We start from the raw sequence: 17111 nt of genomic DNA, 5'->3' as shown, positions 1-17111 counted from the left end.
TAGTTTACGTAAACTAACTATTACGCTAAATTACCGCCCCCGTACAATCTGATTTCAATATAAAACTAACAAAAGCTGATTATGCTTGAAACCCAGAAAAAAAATTTTAAATATAATAAGAAACCAACTAAGCATAATTTTTTTTATTGCTTAGATTGTCAATCCGGTGAAGGATTGGTTAATCCATTACTTAGCGAATTAAAAAATACTTCTAGCACAGAATTTAAATTCTATCTTAAATTTATTTTGCAAAAATGTATTAATGTAAACCGAAGTTTTTCCGATGCAGTTGAGTTTTTGTCAATTTGGTTAAAGAAATCTCCAGACAATCTTTTATATCAATTAAAAAATGCCAAACTAAAGCAGTTTTTTAATAGAACAGAATATGATCATGAAGGGTTAAATTGGTATTTTCCAACATTACTGCGTAAATTCGCAGCTTTAGTAAAAGAACCGGTTACTGCAGATGAAATTTTGCATTATTTATTTGAAACTTTCGATTTTTTTAGCATACCAGAGATTTTTGTCACAGATGTTATTGGTTATAATCGATTAGAACAGTGTGTTAAAGAAAGTCCTGCGATTTTTAGACAAGCGTTATTATCGAAAATGTATGAGTTTGTTGAACGAAATAAAACCATTGATGTAGGATCGATTAGCCGGACATTCTTAAACAATAATCTAACAACTGATGATAAAAAAAATATTAAAGCTAAACTAGAACTAGAGAGAGAAAAGGAGCGTCAGGAGTTAATTTCGTACATACAAAATGGCGGCCTTTTTACTTATCCAAATGGTTATTCAAATGAAGGTGAATTCAATACTCATAAATCTTATGTTAGAGGCATTAGTAACTATTAAATTTGTTTACTCCAAGCCTAAAATTGCATCCTGACTTCAGCTAAGTTAGGATGACGGGCATGATGAAAAATACTCTTACCTTAGCCCGTGAAACACTGTTAGACCCCGCTGGATTGACTGAAAATCAGTTACAAGTGATTTTAGGTCGCTTATTAACACCTAAAGTGGATATGGCCGATCTTTATTTTCAAGCCACTCAGTTAGAGAGTTGGGTTTTAGAAGATAGCATCGTCAAAAACGGTAGTTTTAATATCGAACGGGGTGTTGGCGTGCGTGCCATCAGCGGCGAAAAAACCGGTTTTGCCTATTCCGATGATATTATTTTACCCGCTTTAGAATCAGCCGCTACGATGGCTGCGAGTATTGCTAGAACAGGGCAGCAGGGTCAAATCCATGCTTGGCAGAAAAATTCGCTTTTAAAGCCATTATATCAACCGACTAATCCTATTTCCTCCTGGACAGAACTGCAGAAATTAAGCTTACTGCGTGAAATAGACGAAGTAGCTCGTGCTTGCGATCCACGTATTAAACACGTGAATGTTAGTTTAGTCGGTGCACAAGAAGTAGTTTTGGTCATTAATAGTGATGGTCGTATGGCGGCGGATATTCGGCCGCTGGTGCGTTTAAATATTAGTGTCATCGCCGAAGATAAAGGTATGCGCGAACAAGGTTTTGCTGGTGGCGGTGCAAGAACCGATTATAGTTATTTTATTAAAGATCAAGTGGCCACTGACTTAGCAAAAGAAGCGGTGCGTTTAGCACTTCTGAATTTAGATGCAGTAAAAGCGCCTGCGGGCAGTATGCCTGTGGTGTTAGGACCGGGCTGGCCCGGTGTTTTACTGCACGAAGCCGTGGGTCATGGTTTAGAAGGAGACTTCAATCGTAAAGGCAGTTCCGCATTTTCCGGTCGAATAGGTGAGCGCGTTGCCTCAGCCGGTTGCACGGTCGTGGATGATGGAACGATTCCTTTTCGGCGTGGATCGCTGACGATTGATGATGAAGGCACACCTACACAGCGTACGGTTTTAATTGAGAAAGGCATTTTAAAAGCCTATATGATGGATAAATTAAATGCGCGTTTGATGGGAACCCAATCGACAGGCAACGGCCGTCGCGAATCGTTTGCACATTTGCCCATGCCGCGCATGACTAATACCTATATGTTACCGGGTCCTTATGTTCCACAAGAAATCATTGCAACGGTTAAAAAAGGACTGTATGCAGTGAATTTCTCTGGCGGGCAGGTAGATATTACCTCAGGAAAATTTGTATTTTCTGCCTGTGAGGCGTACTTAATTGAAAACGGTCAAGTGACACGACCTGTTAAAGGAGCGACTTTAATTGGCAATGGTCCCGATGTGTTAACGCAAGTATCTATGATCGGCAATGATCTCAAATTGGATAGCGGCATCGGTAGTTGTGGTAAAGAAGGGCAGAGTGTTCCGGTAGGTGTCGGACAACCTACTTTAAAAATAGATGCTTTAACAGTCGGTGGTACAGCCATTTAATCAAAGATATGACACAACAACATACATCGCAAAACCAAAATGGGTTTTCCAGTTATCGACGTTTGCTACATTATCTGCGCCATTACCTAGGCTGGTTTTTATTGGGAATCATCGGAACTATTTTGTTGGCGAGCACCGATGCGGGACTTATTTGGTTTTTAAAACCCTTGCTTAATAAAGGTTTTGTCGACAAAGACGAGCATTTTATCCGTTATTTACCTTTTATTTTAATCTTTGCTTTTTTATTGCGCGGGGTAGCTAATTTTTCATCGAGTTATTGCTTAGCCAGAGTGGCAAGAAGTGTAGTGATGAATATACGGCAAGACATACTGATTAAATTATTACGTTTACCCGCTAAATTTTATGACAACATCACCTCCGGTCAATTACTTTCGACGATTATTTACAATGTCGATCAAGTAGCCAATGCCAGCAGCAATGCTTTAATTACTTTAGTGCAAGAAAGCTTTTTTGTACTTGGATTGATTGCGGTAATGTTAATGGCGAGTTGGCAATTGAGTCTATTGTTTTTTATTACCGTTCCAACCATGATCTGGATAGCCCGTTATTCTAGCCGGCGTATGCGTAGTTTAAATAATGCTGTTCAAGATTCGATGAGTGAAATGACGCAAGTGGCGGAAGAAGTTATCGATGGCTATAAGGTCATACGAACATTTGGTGGTGAAGAATATGAAATTAAAAAATTTAAAAAATTATTAACCGTCAATCGCTTTCGTGAATTAAAAGTGGTGGTGACTAATTCACTTGCCAGTTCAGGCGTGCAACTGATTGCCGGCGGTATAGCCGTAATAACTATCTACTTAGCCATTTCACATTTGACACATATTACTGCGGGTGGATTCACTTCTATGGTAGGGGCCATGCTACTATTGCTAAAACCCATGCGTAATTTAGCCGCGGTGAATAGTATCATACAGCGCGGAATTGCTGCAGCTGGCAGCATTTTCAGTTTATTGGATGAAAAAAATGAATTAGATGAAGGGACACACACGCTGAATGTTCTTAAAGGCTGCTTAGAATACCGAGACGTTAGTTTTGCCTACTTACCTGAACAACCTGTTTTACAAGATATTAGCTTTACAATGAATCCCGGCGAAACCATCGCTTTAGTAGGGCGCTCAGGCAGTGGAAAATCCACGTTGGTAAATTTATTGCCGCGCTTCTACGATAATTATTTAGGAAAAATTTTAGTCGACGGTGTTGATATTCGGGAATTAAAGCTAAAAGATTTACGCAGTCAATTTGCTTTAGTTTCCCAACACGTTACATTATTTAATGACACCATTGCACATAACATTGCTTATGGACAATTAAGCGAAGTCAGTGAGTCAATGATAATACGTGCCGCTAAAGCCGCGCATGCCATGGAATTTATCGAACAATTACCACAAGGACTTAATACTTTAATTGGCGAAAATGGTGTGTTACTATCAGGCGGTCAACGGCAAAGGATTGCAATTGCACGCGCACTACTTAAAAATTCTCCATTTTTAATTTTAGACGAAGCAACCTCTGCATTAGATACCGAAGCTGAGCGTCATATTCAAGCCGCACTAGAAGAACTGATGCATAATCGTACTACGTTAGTCATTGCACATCGACTTTCCACTGTGGAAAAAGCAAAGCAGATTTTAGTTTTAGATGCGGGACACATCGTAGAAAGAGGGACACACCAAGAGTTGCTCGCAAAGAATGGCTATTACGCCAAACTTTACAGTATGCAGTTTAGGGATTAGTTAAGACTTCTAAAAACAATATTCATTGATCGAACAAAAGGATGATTAGAATTTGTTTAATAAATGGATTTTTTCTTGAATAAAATAAATAAATATAATCTGTTATGGGTCCCTGTTTTATTGGGAATTGCAGCATTTATCTTCGTGACCGGAGGAAAAATAGTTTGGCCTGCTAATATCAATTGGCTTTATATGAATGGAGATACAGCAAATGATTTAATTTCATGGCAATTTTTTAGAGAAACGCCCATTTTACAAAATCCATTAGGTTCTAACTATCCCTACAGCATGGGAGTTGGTGGATCTATTGTTTATGCAGAACAACTTTTCCTTTTTGCTTTTCCTTTCAAGCTATTTTCAAAAATCTTATCAACTCCCTTTCAGTATGAAGGTTTATGGATATTATTGTGTTTTATTTTTCAGGGCCTTTTTGCTTGGAAATTAATAGAAAAAATAACGAATGTTTTTATATTAAAATTATTAGGGTGTGTATTTTTTATTTTAGCACCACCTTTTCTTTGGCGCCTCCATGGAAGCCCTTCATTTTTAGGTCAATGGTTAATTTTAGCAGCCATATTATTATATTTATCTGATAGTTTTCAGAAGTATCTTTGGGCCGTCATTCTGATTACAGCTTGTTTAGTGCATCCATATTTTCTTTTTATGTTATTAGCTTTATGGATAGCAGATTTATTACAAAGAAAATTGGTAAATTCAATAACATATCAAGAAATAATAAAACATACTATTTTAACAGGCTTTCTTTTGTTTTTGATGATTTGGCAAGAAGGTTACTTGATGATGCACAGTGGTTATGAGGAAGGTGGGTTTGGTTTTTTTCGAATGAACTTATTAGCATTCATAGATGCTACCGATGCATATTGTAAAAGTTGGTCTCTTGTTTTACCAGATTTATCACATACAGGTGGAGACTATGAAGGATTTAGTTATTTAGGGTTGGGAATCATTATTTTAATAATAATAGGTCTAAGTAAGTTAATGATACAACAACGAATAGGTAATATAATTTTAAAAGTAAAAGAATTAAATTCCTTAATAGTAATTTCCTTTTTATTGTTATTATTTGCCTTATCAAATCACATTGCATGGGGCCGACATGAGTTAATTCATTATAAAGTACCGGGAATAGTGAATTTATTTAGGGCTTCAGGACGAATGGCATTACCGATGTTCTATTTGATTTATTTAGGTACTCTAAATTTAATAATGAACTGTTATAAAAAACAAGCTGCTATCTTATTACTTTTTATTGCATTAATTATACAAATTTCTGATTCAAGAAAAGTATATATTCAGTTTAGAAACAATTTTAATCATGCTCCATCTTATATTTCTGAATTAAACTCACCTCTTTGGGCGGAAATAGCTAAAAAATACAAAAATCTTATCTATGTACTTCCAGAGATTTATGTGCCTAATTCACTAGCGTTAGTCAATTATGCCGCCTTTAATAATCTAGCAATTAATATAGGTTTTTTCGCACGTCATGATATGGAAAGATTTTATGCAAATAAAAATAAAATTTTAAATAATCTTTTACAAGGTAAGTTAGATAAAAACGCTTTTTATGTTATGAAAAATGAAAATATAAAAAAAATGATTTTTCTTACTAAGATGAATCTTCCTTATAAAGTTATTAATGTAGATGGCTATGGCCTACTTTTGCCAAATTGGAATGAAGAATCTACTGAAAATGAGCGATTAAATTGGAGTGGAGTGAATAATGAATACAAATTGGGTAATATTGTATCTTTTTTAGCTCAAACAAATAATATAAAAGAAAATTTGATCTTGATTGATGGTTGGAGCGGGCAGGAGGTAAATGGTACTTGGACTGACGGAGATAGATCTATAATAATGTTTAAACTTTCTGAAAAACCACATTCTAATTTAGTATTAACTATAGATTCTTTGCCATTCATTAATTCTAATCACCCTAAGTTAGCACTTGATATTTTAGTTAATCATAATTATGTTGGGCATTTAGCCTACAAATTAAATAATTATTCTAGAATAAATCAAATAGAAATACCAATAAAAAATATTGATAAAAACAATCTATTAGAAATCGAATTTTTATTTAAAAATTCGATTTCTCCCTTTAAGCTTGGTTTAAGTTCCGATTCTCGTAAACTAGGTCTTTTTATTTTATCAATGTCACTGAAGGAGAAAGTTTAATTCAAGTAAATAAAATTAATTAAGATTTTTTAACTTATAAATATGTTTATATATTAGCGTTTAAAAATAAAAATTTAAGGAAATAAAGATTAAATTTAGATAATAATAAGATAAGGGAATATATCATATTAATACTAAATTGATTAACTCTTAAAAAATAATTTAAAGGAAAGTTTGTTAAAACTTAATTTAGGAATGTTCACATTAGGTCAAAAATGCATATTCTATGATCAAATTTAAAAATTTTGATTTATTATTGCCTATTTTTTTAGGAATTGCTGCTTTTATTTTGGTTACAGGAGGAAAAGTTGTTTGGCCTGGAAATATAGATTGGCTTTATTTACATGGTGATTCAGAAGACGGTTTATTTGCCTGGCAATTTTTTAGACATACACCCCTTTTACAAAATCCTTTAGGAGCTAACTTTCCATATGGGATGGGAGTGGGAGGATCGATTATTTATGCAGAACCTCTTTTTTTATTTGCATTTGCATTTAAAATTATTTCGAAAATACTTCCGACCCCATTTCAATACATGGGATTATGGGTATTATTATGTTTTATTTTGCAATCCATTTTTTCTTGGAAGTTAATAGAAACTATTACTCAAGATATAGGGTTTAAAATTTTCGGTAGCATTTTTTTTACGTTAGCACCGCCATTTCTCTGGCGTTTACATGGACATCCGCAATTTTTAGGTCAATGGTTAATTTTAGTCGCCATTTTGTTAAATCTTTCAAAGTGTTTTCATAGTTACGTTTGGCCATTAGTACTGGTTTTATCGAGTTTAGTACATCCTTATTTATTACTCATTTTACTAGCTTTGTGGGTAGCTGATTTAATTCAACGTAAAATTGCACATAAGTTAACGAATGGAGACATTATAAAAAAAATAATTTTTACTTGGATATTACTTCTCTTATTCATGTGGCAGGCGGGATATTTTATGCTGCATGGTAGTTTTGAGGCAGGCGGATTAGGTTTTTACCGTATGAATATACTTTCTTTTATTGATCCTTCTGATGATGCATTCAATAGTTGGTCATATATTTTATCTAAGCAAGCTCATACTGAAGGAGATTTTGAAGGGTTCAGTTTTTTAGGTCTTGGAATGCTATTTTTATTCATGCTTGGAATTTTTAAACTTATTGAAGTAGGGAAATTAAAAATATTGTTTTTTAATTTTAAAAGAATCAGTCCTCTTGTTAGCATAGTTTTTTTGCTAATGATATTTGCATTATCAAACCGAATTGTTTTTGGCAAATATGAATTATTTCAATACAAGCTGCCAGCATTCGCAAATATTTTTAGAGCAACAGGCAGAATGGTTTTGCCAATGTATTATCTTATTTATCTTGGAATATTTTATTTAATAATTAAAGTTTATAACAAAGCATTTACAAAAATCTTAATTTTTATCTGTTTGCTAATACAGATAATAGATTCTTCTGGCATATACAATCAATTCAGAAATTGGCTAAGTCATGCTCCGCGTTATGTTTCTCCTTTAAAATCTCCAGTTTGGATAGATGCAGCAAAGCAATATACAAAGCTTATATATGTTTTACCAGAGGAACGTCCAGTAGATTGGGTATCATTGGTTAACTATTCAGCTTTTAATGGATTAAATATTAATATTGGTTATTTTGCACGTACAAATATTGATTTATTAAATCAAAACAGATCCAAGCTAGTTGATCTCATTGTTCATGGTCAGCTTGAGAAAGATACATTTTATGTTATTAAAGATGCTGGTTTGCAACGTATTATATTGCATACCAAAATGAATATTCCTTCTAAAATAACCAGAGCAGATGGTTTTTTACTATTATTACCAAATTGGAAACCTGTGAAACAGTTAGAAGCGATTAATAGGGATAACTATAAACTCTATATTCCTGGTACTACAATTTTATTTAAGAACTGTAAACAAAACTTTAATGATTATTTAGTATTAATTAATGGGTGGAGCGTGCCTGAAAAAGAAGGAATATGGACAAATGGAGATCATTCTACCTTAGTACTCAAACTATCCAGACTTACAAATTCAAATTTATTATTAAAGATAGACGCTATTCCTTTTATAAATAAAGAACATCCTATTTTAAAAACAGATATATTAGTTAATGAGAAAATTTTAGGACACATTGCTTATGATTTTCATAATGTTCCAAAACCTATTCAACTTGAAATACCTAAAGCAATTATTAGCTCTAATAAAATAATAAAAATTGAATTTTTATTTAAAAAAACTGTTTCTCCCAAACAGCTTTGTATAAGTGAAGATACCAGAAAATTGGGACTTTTTATTTATTCACTAAAATTAGTTTCAAATTAGTTTATAAAAAGGTACAACCTGAAGCAGTTTGTTGATAGATAGAAATTAAAAATTTTTAATGGACAATAAAGGAGTAAGTTTCAAAGATGGAAAATCTTAATACTATTAAATTATCAATTATAATTCCTGTTTATAAAGAAGAAAAGAATATTATCCCTTTCTTAAAAAGACTTCAACCTGTTTTGCAAAGTATGAAGATAACATATGAAATATTATTTTGCTTAGATCCTTCACCTGATAGAACGGAAAAAATAATTCAGGATCAAATGGAATATAATTCCTCTATTAAGCTAATTTTGTTATCTAGAAAATTTGGACAACCTGCTGCAACGATCGCTGGAATTTTGCATTGTAGAGGTGAGGCATGTGTTGTAATTGACGTAGACTTACAAGACCCACCAGAATTAATCAAAGACTTATATCTTAAATTGCAGGAGGGATATGAAGTTGTATATGCTACGCGTCGAACTCGACAGGGCGAACCATGGATAAAGAAAACTATTGCATATTTAGGTTATATGTTAATTGCAAAATTAAGTGAAGTTCCGATCCCACGTAATACAGGTGATTTTCGTATTATGACGCGTCGAGTCATTGAAGAATTGCGTCAATTGCATGAAAAACATGGGTTTTTAAGAGGGTTAGTTGCTTTTATAGGTTTTCGCCAAACTTTTATCGAATTTGATAGAGAGCCTCGCTTATTTGGTAATAGTAATTACAATCGGTATGTTGGTGCGCTTAAGCTTGCAATAAATGGCCTGATTAGTTTTAGTACACGCCCCTTACAAATAATGTCTATATTGGGATTTTTTATCGCTTTATTCGGATTTTTATTAGGTGGCTTCTTTCTATTGCAAAAAATTATTGGGGTGAATTTAACGCCAGGCTTATCTACTACAATTTTAGTAATTACTTTTTTTTCGGGTATTCAATTGTTGTTTTTAGGGTTAATGGGAGAATATGTTGGTCGTATATATGATGAGGTTAAACGTAGGCCTATGTATATTATTGATACAGTTTTAGAAAATAATAGGGAAAGTATCTCTCGTATTGTTGATAAAGTTGAATGATCATCTTCGCTATATTTTAGTAAGATTATAACTTAATCTTTTATGGAGTATATTGAATAGTTATCCTAAAATTTGAAAATTTATATGAATAAACTAAAAAATTACTCCTCCTTATTATTGCCTATTTTATTGGGCGTTTCTGCATTTATATTTGTGACAGGAGGAAAGATTTTATGGCCGAGCAACATAAATTGGTTATTATTAAATGTTGATACAGCTAATGGTTTATATGCTTGGCAATTTTTTAGACATACCCCAATTTTACAAAACCCTTTAGGATCTAACTTTTCCTATGGTATGGGAATTGGAGGTTCAATTATCTATGCTGAACCTCTTTTTATTTTTGCTTTTCCTTTCAAATTAATTTCTTTTTTATTGCCAACCCCTTTTCAGTATTATGGTTTATGGATATTACTTAGTTTTATTTTGCAAGCAATTTTCTCTTGGAAATTGCTTGCAAAAATTACCAATGATGTTTTGATAAAATTTTTTGGATGTATATTTTTTGTTTTATCCCCTCCACTAATATGGCGCTTACATGCTTCTATCCCTTTTTTAGGTCACTGGTTAATTTTGGCGGCTTTTTTTTTATATTTTTCTTTTAACTATAAAAATTATGTATGGCTATTATTATTAATTATTGGTAGCTTAGTGCATCCTTATTTTTTATTTATGTTGTTAGCTCTGTGGGTGGCTGATCTTTTAAATCGATGGTTATTTAAAGAGTTGACACTTTTAAAAGTATTAGAATATATTTTAGTAAATAATTTAATTTTAATGTTAGTCATATGGCAAGCGGGATATTTTATATTACAAAGTGGGTATGAGACCGGAGGCTTAGGTTATTTTAGAATTAACTTATTGTCATTTATTGACCCTACTGATGGCTTAGGTTTTACTAGTTGGTCTCATATATTGAGGAATCAGCCAAAAATAACTGGAGAAATCTACGAAGGATTTGTGTATTTAGGTATGGGTATAATTATATTAATTTTGCTTGGATTGCCTAAATTAATCGAGTCAAAATATACGAAAATAATTTTTCATGCTAAGAAAGTAATCTGTTTATTTAGCATCTCTTTTTTATTATTGCTTTATGCCTTGTCAACACATGTTGCATTAGGACAATACGAACTGTTTGATTACAGCTTGCCAAAAATATTTGATATATTTCGAGTTTCAGCACGTATGGCGCTTCCTTTTTATTATTTTATATATTTAGGTACGTTATATTGTATTATAAAAAACTACAAAAATTTCACAGCCAAAGTATTAATTATTATTTGCTTGATATTACAAATAATTGATTCATCCAATATATATTTTAATTTTAGAAATTTGTTAAACTATGCGCCTGTCTATGTTTCTCCATTAAAATCACCTATTTGGTCAGAAATAGCTAAAAAATATAAAAAAATCATTTACGTATTTCCAGTATTTGATTGGAATCTATTGCCCATTCTACATTATGCGGCGTTTAATAGATTAAGTATTAACATAGGATATTTTGCTAGAGTTGATAATAAAAAACTTATTAAATTAAAAGATAGTTTAGTAAAATATTTTTTACAGGGTAAATTAGATAAAGATGCTATCTATATTATTAAAGATTCAGCAATGCGACAAATGATTGATAATAGAAAAATTTCTACTTCTTATCAAGTGAGTAAGGCCGATAATTTTTATATATTACTTCCTAATATGACTCATGTTTCCTCAACAGCTGAAAAATCGGACTGGTTGGATTACAAATTATATAAATTTGGCACTAATATTTTTTTTAAGACAAATATTGATAATAATTTTACGGACTATCTGGTCTTAAAAAATGGTTGGAGTTTACCAGAAGCAAAAGGGATATGGACCGATGGAGAAAAGGCAAATTTTCTAATTAATTTACCTAAAAACACAAATTCCAATCTTATATTAACCATAGATGCAATGCCTTTTCTTTGTTTAAAACACTCTATGTTAGCTGTTGATGTTACAGTGAATCATGAATATGTGGGACATTTGGATTACAAATTAAACAATTATTCGAATATCAGAAAAATTGAAATTCCTAGTAATTTTATTAAAAATGATAATCTATTAGAAATAGAGTTTCTTTTTAAAACCCCAATTTCCCCTAATGAAGTTATTGTAAGTCCGGATACTCGTAAGTTGGGTCTTTTTGTTTCAGCTATATCTTTTGATGAAAAAAATTGAATAAGATAGTATTTACTACGGTTAAAAAAATATCAACTAAATATTATGTAATAATACTTTATAAATAATTTTAATTTAATATTAAAAAGGAATTTTAAAATGAATTATTTTGTAACAGGTAGTGCGGGATTTATTGGGAGTCATTTAGTTGATCGGCTTTTGATGCAAGGACACCAAGTCATTGGCTATGACAATTTAAATACTGGTTTTCTCGGGTTTTTACAAGGTGCAGAACAATTTTCTACTTTTAAGTTTATTCAAGGAGATTGTCTAGATCAAAAAACTTTACTAGTAAGCATTCCTTCGCATTGTGATGGAGTATTTCATTTTGCTGCTAACGCGGACGTTAAAGACGGCATTAAACATACCGGTAAAGATTTACAGCAAAATACAATTGCAACTTATAATGTGTTAGAGGCTATGCGTATTAAACGTATAAAAAAAATAATTTTTTCTTCTACCGGATCTGTATATGGTGAGTCCAATATTATTCCTACTCCTGAAAATGCTCCTTTTCCAATACAAACCTCATTATATGGAGCTTCGAAGGTAGCTGCTGAAGGTTTAATACAAGCCTATAGTGAAGCTTTCGACTTACAGTCCTATATTTTTCGATTTGTATCTATTTTGGGTGAACGTTACACCCATGGTCACGTATTTGATTTTTACAAGCAGTTAAAAAGTAATCCTACACAATTAAAAATTTTAGGTGATGGAAACCAAACTAAATCTTATTTATACGTACAAGATTGTATTGATGCCATTCTTTTAGCATTAAAAAAATCTAATGAACATATCAATATATTTAATTTAGGTGTAAACGGTTATTGCCAGGTTAAAGACTCGGTTAAATGGATTACAGAAGCTTTAGATATTTCACCCGGATTAATATATTCAGGAGGAAAACGGGGGTGGGTAGGTGATAGCCCTTTTATATACTTAGACTGCAAAAAGATATGTAAATTAGGATGGGAACCTAAATTTAGTATTCAGCAAAGTATAATCAAAACCCTAGATTATTTAAGAGAGAATGTTGACTTAATAGAGGTTAGAGTATGAAAGTGGCTGTAATAGGCTTATGGCATCTTGGCTGTGTTACAGCAGCATGTTTAACAAAGTTTGGCCATACGGTCATTGCCTATGATGAGGATTCTCAAGTTATTGCCAATTTGAATCAGTGCTCCCCTCCTATTTATGAACCAGGACTTACCGAGCTTATTAGTATCGCTAAACAATCCAATACACTGTTTTTCACTAATGATCCAGCTTATCTTCAAAATTTAGATGTTATTTGGATAACTTATGACACGTCTATTAATGATTTAGGCCAGGCTGATGTTAATCAAATTAAAAATAGATTAAAAATGTTATTTCCTTACTTTAAAAATAATGTCTTAATTATTATTTCTTCTCAAATACCTATAGGCACTACTCAAGAAATAAACAATATGTTTCTCCAGGATAATAATAAGAAACAGATAGATTTTGTCTATTCCCCAGAAAATTTACGTCTTGGTAAATCAATCGATTTGTTTTTGCAACCCGACCGCATTATCATGGGTGTTCGTTCAGAATCTCATAAACCTATTATTAAAGATTTATTACAACCGATAGCGGATAAAATAATTTGGATGTCTATTGAATCGGCAGAAATGACTAAACATGCACTTAATGCTTTTTTAGCAACTTCGATTGTTTTTATTAATGAAGTATCTACACTATGTGAATATTTTGGTGCAGATGCTAGTGCTGTATCACTAGGATTAAAGGCTGATTTGAGAATAGGCGCAAAGTCTTATTTATGCCCAGGAATAGGATTTTCTGGAGGTACGTTAGCAAGAGATATTAATTATTTAGTGAAAATCAATGAGGCTTGCCAGCAAAGTTCAAATTTTTTTCAGTCTGTTTTGCTCAGCAATCAAAAACATAATAATTGGTTGCAAAAAAAAATAAGTGAAACGATCGTAAATTTAAAGGATAAAAAATTTGCTATTTTAGGTTTAACCTATAAGTCGGGAACGGATACTTTGAGACATTCTTTAGCGATTAATATTAGTTTATGGCTTAACTCACAAGGCGCAATTGTAAATGCTTATGACCCTGTTTTAAAAAAATTACCACCTAAATTCGAAAAAAAAATTTATTTGCAACAAGATATGAAATCCGCACTCTTTAAAGCTAATGCAGTTGTTATTGGAACCGAATATCCTGAATTCAGGAATATCCAAATAGAACATTTAGATACAGAATTGCGAAAACCTTATATATTCGATACAAATGGTTTTTTAAGTGAACAACTAGAAGATAAAACAGCTATTAAATATTTTAGAGTAGGATGTAGTAATGAAATTACTCAATAAAAAAGCTATTATTAGTGGAGCTAGTAAAGGCTTGGGATCAGCGATTGCACAAGCCTATGTGGAAGCGGGTGCTAATGTGGTGATTTGTGCGAGAGATAAAATCCAACTTTTAAAAAAACAAGCTGAATTACAGTCTATTGCACCTGTTAATACCAAAGTGATAGCTATTCCTACTGATGTAGCTTCGCCTGAGCAAGTAGAATATTTAATTAAAACAGCTGAAGAAGAATTGGGTGGTATAGATATTTTAGTGGCAAATGCCGGAATTTATGGACCTAAAGGGCCGCTTGAAACGCTCGATTGGCAAGCATGGAGTGATGCAATAGATATTAATTTGAAAGGCACGGTTCTGCAATGCCGAGCAGTTATTCCTTTCCTAAAAAAGCAAAAAAAGGGAAAAATTATTATTATATCAGGTGGGGGAGCAACTAAGCCTATGCCAAACTTTAGTGCTTATGCTGCTTCGAAAGCGGGTATTGTGCGTTTTTCTGAAACACTTGCCAATGAATTACAAGCATTTAACATTGATGTGATGGCTATTTCTCCGGGCGCATTGAATACCGATTTTTTAAATGAGGTGTTATGTGCTGGACCAGAAAATGTAGGAGATAAATTTTATCAAATTTCACTTGAACAAGCAAAATCCGGCGGATCTTCACCAGAATTGGCGGCAGATCTATCAGTTTATCTTGCTTCGGATATAGCAGATGGCATTACTGGGAAATTGATTAGTGCTGTTTGGGATCCATGGAGCAATTTACATGAATATTATCCAGAAATTGCTATGACGGATATTTATACCTTACGTAGAATTAAACCTGAAAACTGTAAAAAATATGAGGAAGATATGTCATGAATGTTGCTATTATTGGCTGTGGTTTGATTGGTAATAAACGAGCTCAATATTTAAAAGGTGGACATTTATTATACTGCGTCGATAAAAATTTGCAGCGTGCACAAAATTTAGCGATTCAATCACCTGGTTGTCAGGTTTTATCAAGCTGGCAAGAGGTTATGACTAAGTCAGAGATAGATATTGTTATTATAGCCACTACGCACGAAGTATTAACTGAAATTAGCTTAGCGGCTATTAAAGCAAAAAAAAATGTGTTAATTGAAAAGCCTGGTGCTAGGTTTAGTAAAGAGTTGGAACCTGTTATGGCGGCAATGAAAAACTCTAATGTTGTAGCGAAAGTAGGGTTTAATCATCGTTACCATAAAGCATTATCGAAAGCATATGAAATATATCAAACAGGTGAATTAGGTGAATTAATGTTTATTAGAGGGCGTTACGGACATGGGGGTCGAATAGGCTACGATAAAGAATGGCGTTCTAACCCTGAATTGTCGGGTGGTGGTGAATTACTTGATAAAGGAATACATTTAGTTGATCTCTCACGCTGGTTTTTAGGTGAATTTGCTGAAGTAGATGGTTTTGCACATACTTATTATTGGGATAGGCCTGTGGATGATAACGGATTTATTTTATTAAGAACAGCTGCAAAACAAACTGCGTTTCTCCATGCAAGTTGCACTGAGTGGAAGAATTTATTTTCTTTTGAAATTTACGGTAAAAAAGCCAAGCTAGAAATTCAAGGGTTAGGCGGCAGTTACGGAGTCGAGCGATTAAGCTATTTTAAAATGTTACCAGAAATGGGTCCACCTGAAACTAATATTTGGGAATACCCAATGGGCGATGACTCTTGGCAACTTGAATTTACAGCGCTATTGGATGATATTAAGTATCAACGCCCAGCTAATCCTGGATTGAAAGATGCTCATGCTGCGCTAACGATAGTTGAAAAAGTAGCGCAAGGATCGGGTTATGCTTATCACGCGTAGTCCTTTAAGAATTTCTCTCGGTGGTGGCGGGACAGATTTACCTTCTTATTATCGTGAGCATGGTGGGTTTCTAATTGCTGCAGCAATTGATAAATATGTATATATCACGCTACATCAAACTTTTGTAGAAGACTTAATTATAAAATATTCCAGTTTAGAAAAGGTCAATAAACTTGAGGATATTCAACATCCTATTATTCGAGAATCGCTAAAATATATCGGTATCGAAGCCTCGCATTTAGAGATTTCCAGTATGGCTGATATACCTGCGGGTACAGGTTTGGGATCCTCAGGGAGTTTCACTACCTCTCTTTTGAAAAATCTGCATGCCTTTAAAAAGAATTTAGTTCATCCTCAGGACTTAGCCGAACAAGCTTGTCATATTGAATTAGAACGTTTGGGAGAACCTATTGGAAAACAAGATCAATATATAGCGGCTTATGGAGGTTTAACCTGTTTCGAGTTTTTATCAGAAGGTAAAGTTAATGCTTTCCCATTAAAAATAGCACCCGATACACTTTATCAGCTTGAAGATAATTTACTGTTGTTTTTTACTGGATATTCACGTTCAGCATCAACTATTCTAAAAGAGCAGGACGAAAAAAGTAAAAATAATGATCAAGAGATGATTGAGCATCTGCACTTTATTAAACAACTTGCTTTAGAAAGTAAAGCAGCTTTAGAAGCAGGTGATTTAGTTGGATTTTCTTCCTCGATGAATAAGCATTGGATACATAAACAGACTCGATCTAAAAAAATGAGTAATGAAAAAATTAACCAATGGTATGAGTTGGCATTTAAAAATGGGGCTTTAGGTGGAAAATTGATTGGTGCAGGAGGAGGAGGATTCTTGATGTTTTTTGCTCAGAATAAAATATTATTACGTCGTAGTATGCGTGAAGCAGGTTTACAGGAAGTGAGATTCCGCTTTGATTTTGAAGGTACTAAATTAATCGCTCAATCTTGAA

Annotated in this window: 12 protein-coding genes; all 12 read left to right on the top strand. The window is 33.0% G+C overall.

Features of this window, described 5'->3' with window-relative positions; translation table 11 throughout:
* Nucleotides 1–81 precede the first annotated feature (81 nt).
* Nucleotides 82–861: a hypothetical protein gene (locus AAHF87_RS02740; protein ID WP_342146858.1), complete on the top strand. Its 780-nt coding sequence runs from the start codon at nt 82–84 to the stop codon at nt 859–861.
* Nucleotides 862–923: 62 nt separating this feature from the next.
* A complete protein-coding gene (tldD, locus tag AAHF87_RS02735; RefSeq protein ID WP_342147864.1) occupies nt 924–2369 on the top strand; it encodes a metalloprotease TldD in 1446 nt (481 codons plus the stop codon).
* An 8-nt stretch (nt 2370–2377) separates the two neighbouring features.
* Nucleotides 2378–4126 carry a lipid A export permease/ATP-binding protein MsbA gene (gene msbA / locus AAHF87_RS02730; RefSeq protein WP_342146856.1) on the top strand — a complete coding sequence of 583 codons (1749 nt, stop codon included), beginning with the start codon at nt 2378–2380 and terminating at the stop codon, nt 4124–4126.
* 75 nt (nt 4127–4201) lie between these two features.
* A complete protein-coding gene (locus AAHF87_RS02725) occupies nt 4202–6325 on the top strand; it encodes a DUF6311 domain-containing protein (protein ID WP_342146854.1) in 2124 nt (707 codons plus the stop codon).
* Between the two features lie 226 nt (nt 6326–6551).
* Complete coding sequence (locus AAHF87_RS02720) at nt 6552–8663, top strand: DUF6311 domain-containing protein (protein WP_342146852.1); 2112 nt, start codon at nt 6552–6554, stop codon at nt 8661–8663.
* 86 nt (nt 8664–8749) lie between these two features.
* Entirely contained in the window at nt 8750–9733 is a 984-nt protein-coding gene (locus AAHF87_RS02715; protein ID WP_342146851.1) for a glycosyltransferase family 2 protein, read from the top strand.
* Between the two features lie 84 nt (nt 9734–9817).
* Nucleotides 9818–11941 (top strand): DUF6311 domain-containing protein, encoded by a 2124-nt coding sequence (locus AAHF87_RS02710; RefSeq protein ID WP_342146849.1) that lies wholly within the window; start codon nt 9818–9820, stop codon nt 11939–11941.
* Nucleotides 11942–12040: 99 nt separating this feature from the next.
* A complete protein-coding gene (locus AAHF87_RS02705; protein WP_342146847.1) occupies nt 12041–13000 on the top strand; it encodes an NAD-dependent epimerase/dehydratase family protein in 960 nt (319 codons plus the stop codon).
* Entirely contained in the window at nt 12997–14301 is a 1305-nt protein-coding gene (locus AAHF87_RS02700) for a nucleotide sugar dehydrogenase (protein ID WP_342146846.1), read from the top strand. Before AAHF87_RS02705 ends, AAHF87_RS02700 begins: the two co-directional genes overlap by 4 nt.
* A complete protein-coding gene (locus AAHF87_RS02695) occupies nt 14285–15157 on the top strand; it encodes an SDR family oxidoreductase (RefSeq protein ID WP_342146845.1) in 873 nt (290 codons plus the stop codon). Before AAHF87_RS02700 ends, AAHF87_RS02695 begins: the two co-directional genes overlap by 17 nt.
* Nucleotides 15154–16143, top strand: a complete 990-nt coding sequence (locus AAHF87_RS02690) for a Gfo/Idh/MocA family oxidoreductase (RefSeq protein ID WP_342146844.1) — start codon at nt 15154–15156, stop codon at nt 16141–16143. The genes AAHF87_RS02695 and AAHF87_RS02690 overlap by 4 nt, the downstream gene beginning before the upstream one ends.
* Entirely contained in the window at nt 16127–17110 is a 984-nt protein-coding gene (locus AAHF87_RS02685; RefSeq protein WP_342146843.1) for a hypothetical protein, read from the top strand. Before AAHF87_RS02690 ends, AAHF87_RS02685 begins: the two co-directional genes overlap by 17 nt.
* Nucleotide 17111 lies beyond the last annotated feature (1 nt).

It is taken from the genome of Rickettsiella endosymbiont of Aleochara curtula (assembly GCF_964030935.1).
Classification (GTDB): Bacteria; Pseudomonadota; Gammaproteobacteria; order Diplorickettsiales; family Diplorickettsiaceae; genus Aquirickettsiella.
The sequence above is the reverse complement of the archived record's forward strand: the minus strand, read 5'-3'. Positions and strand labels throughout refer to the sequence as shown.

Excerpts from the sequence above, each read along its gene's own strand:
- AAHF87_RS02740 (WP_342146858.1), top strand. The coding sequence starts at position 82 with ATGCTTGAAACCCAGAAAAAAAATTTTAAATATAATAAGAAACCAACT.
- tldD (WP_342147864.1), top strand. The coding sequence starts at position 924 with ATGAAAAATACTCTTACCTTAGCCCGTGAAACACTGTTAGACCCCGCT.
- msbA (WP_342146856.1), top strand. The coding sequence starts at position 2,378 with ATGACACAACAACATACATCGCAAAACCAAAATGGGTTTTCCAGTTAT.
- AAHF87_RS02720 (WP_342146852.1), top strand. The coding sequence starts at position 6,552 with ATGATCAAATTTAAAAATTTTGATTTATTATTGCCTATTTTTTTAGGA.
- AAHF87_RS02715 (WP_342146851.1), top strand. The coding sequence starts at position 8,750 with ATGGAAAATCTTAATACTATTAAATTATCAATTATAATTCCTGTTTAT.
- AAHF87_RS02710 (WP_342146849.1), top strand. The coding sequence starts at position 9,818 with ATGAATAAACTAAAAAATTACTCCTCCTTATTATTGCCTATTTTATTG.
- AAHF87_RS02705 (WP_342146847.1), top strand. The coding sequence starts at position 12,041 with ATGAATTATTTTGTAACAGGTAGTGCGGGATTTATTGGGAGTCATTTA.
- AAHF87_RS02700 (WP_342146846.1), top strand. The coding sequence starts at position 12,997 with ATGAAAGTGGCTGTAATAGGCTTATGGCATCTTGGCTGTGTTACAGCA.
- AAHF87_RS02695 (WP_342146845.1), top strand. The coding sequence starts at position 14,285 with ATGAAATTACTCAATAAAAAAGCTATTATTAGTGGAGCTAGTAAAGGC.
- AAHF87_RS02690 (WP_342146844.1), top strand. The coding sequence starts at position 15,154 with ATGAATGTTGCTATTATTGGCTGTGGTTTGATTGGTAATAAACGAGCT.
- AAHF87_RS02685 (WP_342146843.1), top strand. The coding sequence starts at position 16,127 with ATGCTTATCACGCGTAGTCCTTTAAGAATTTCTCTCGGTGGTGGCGGG.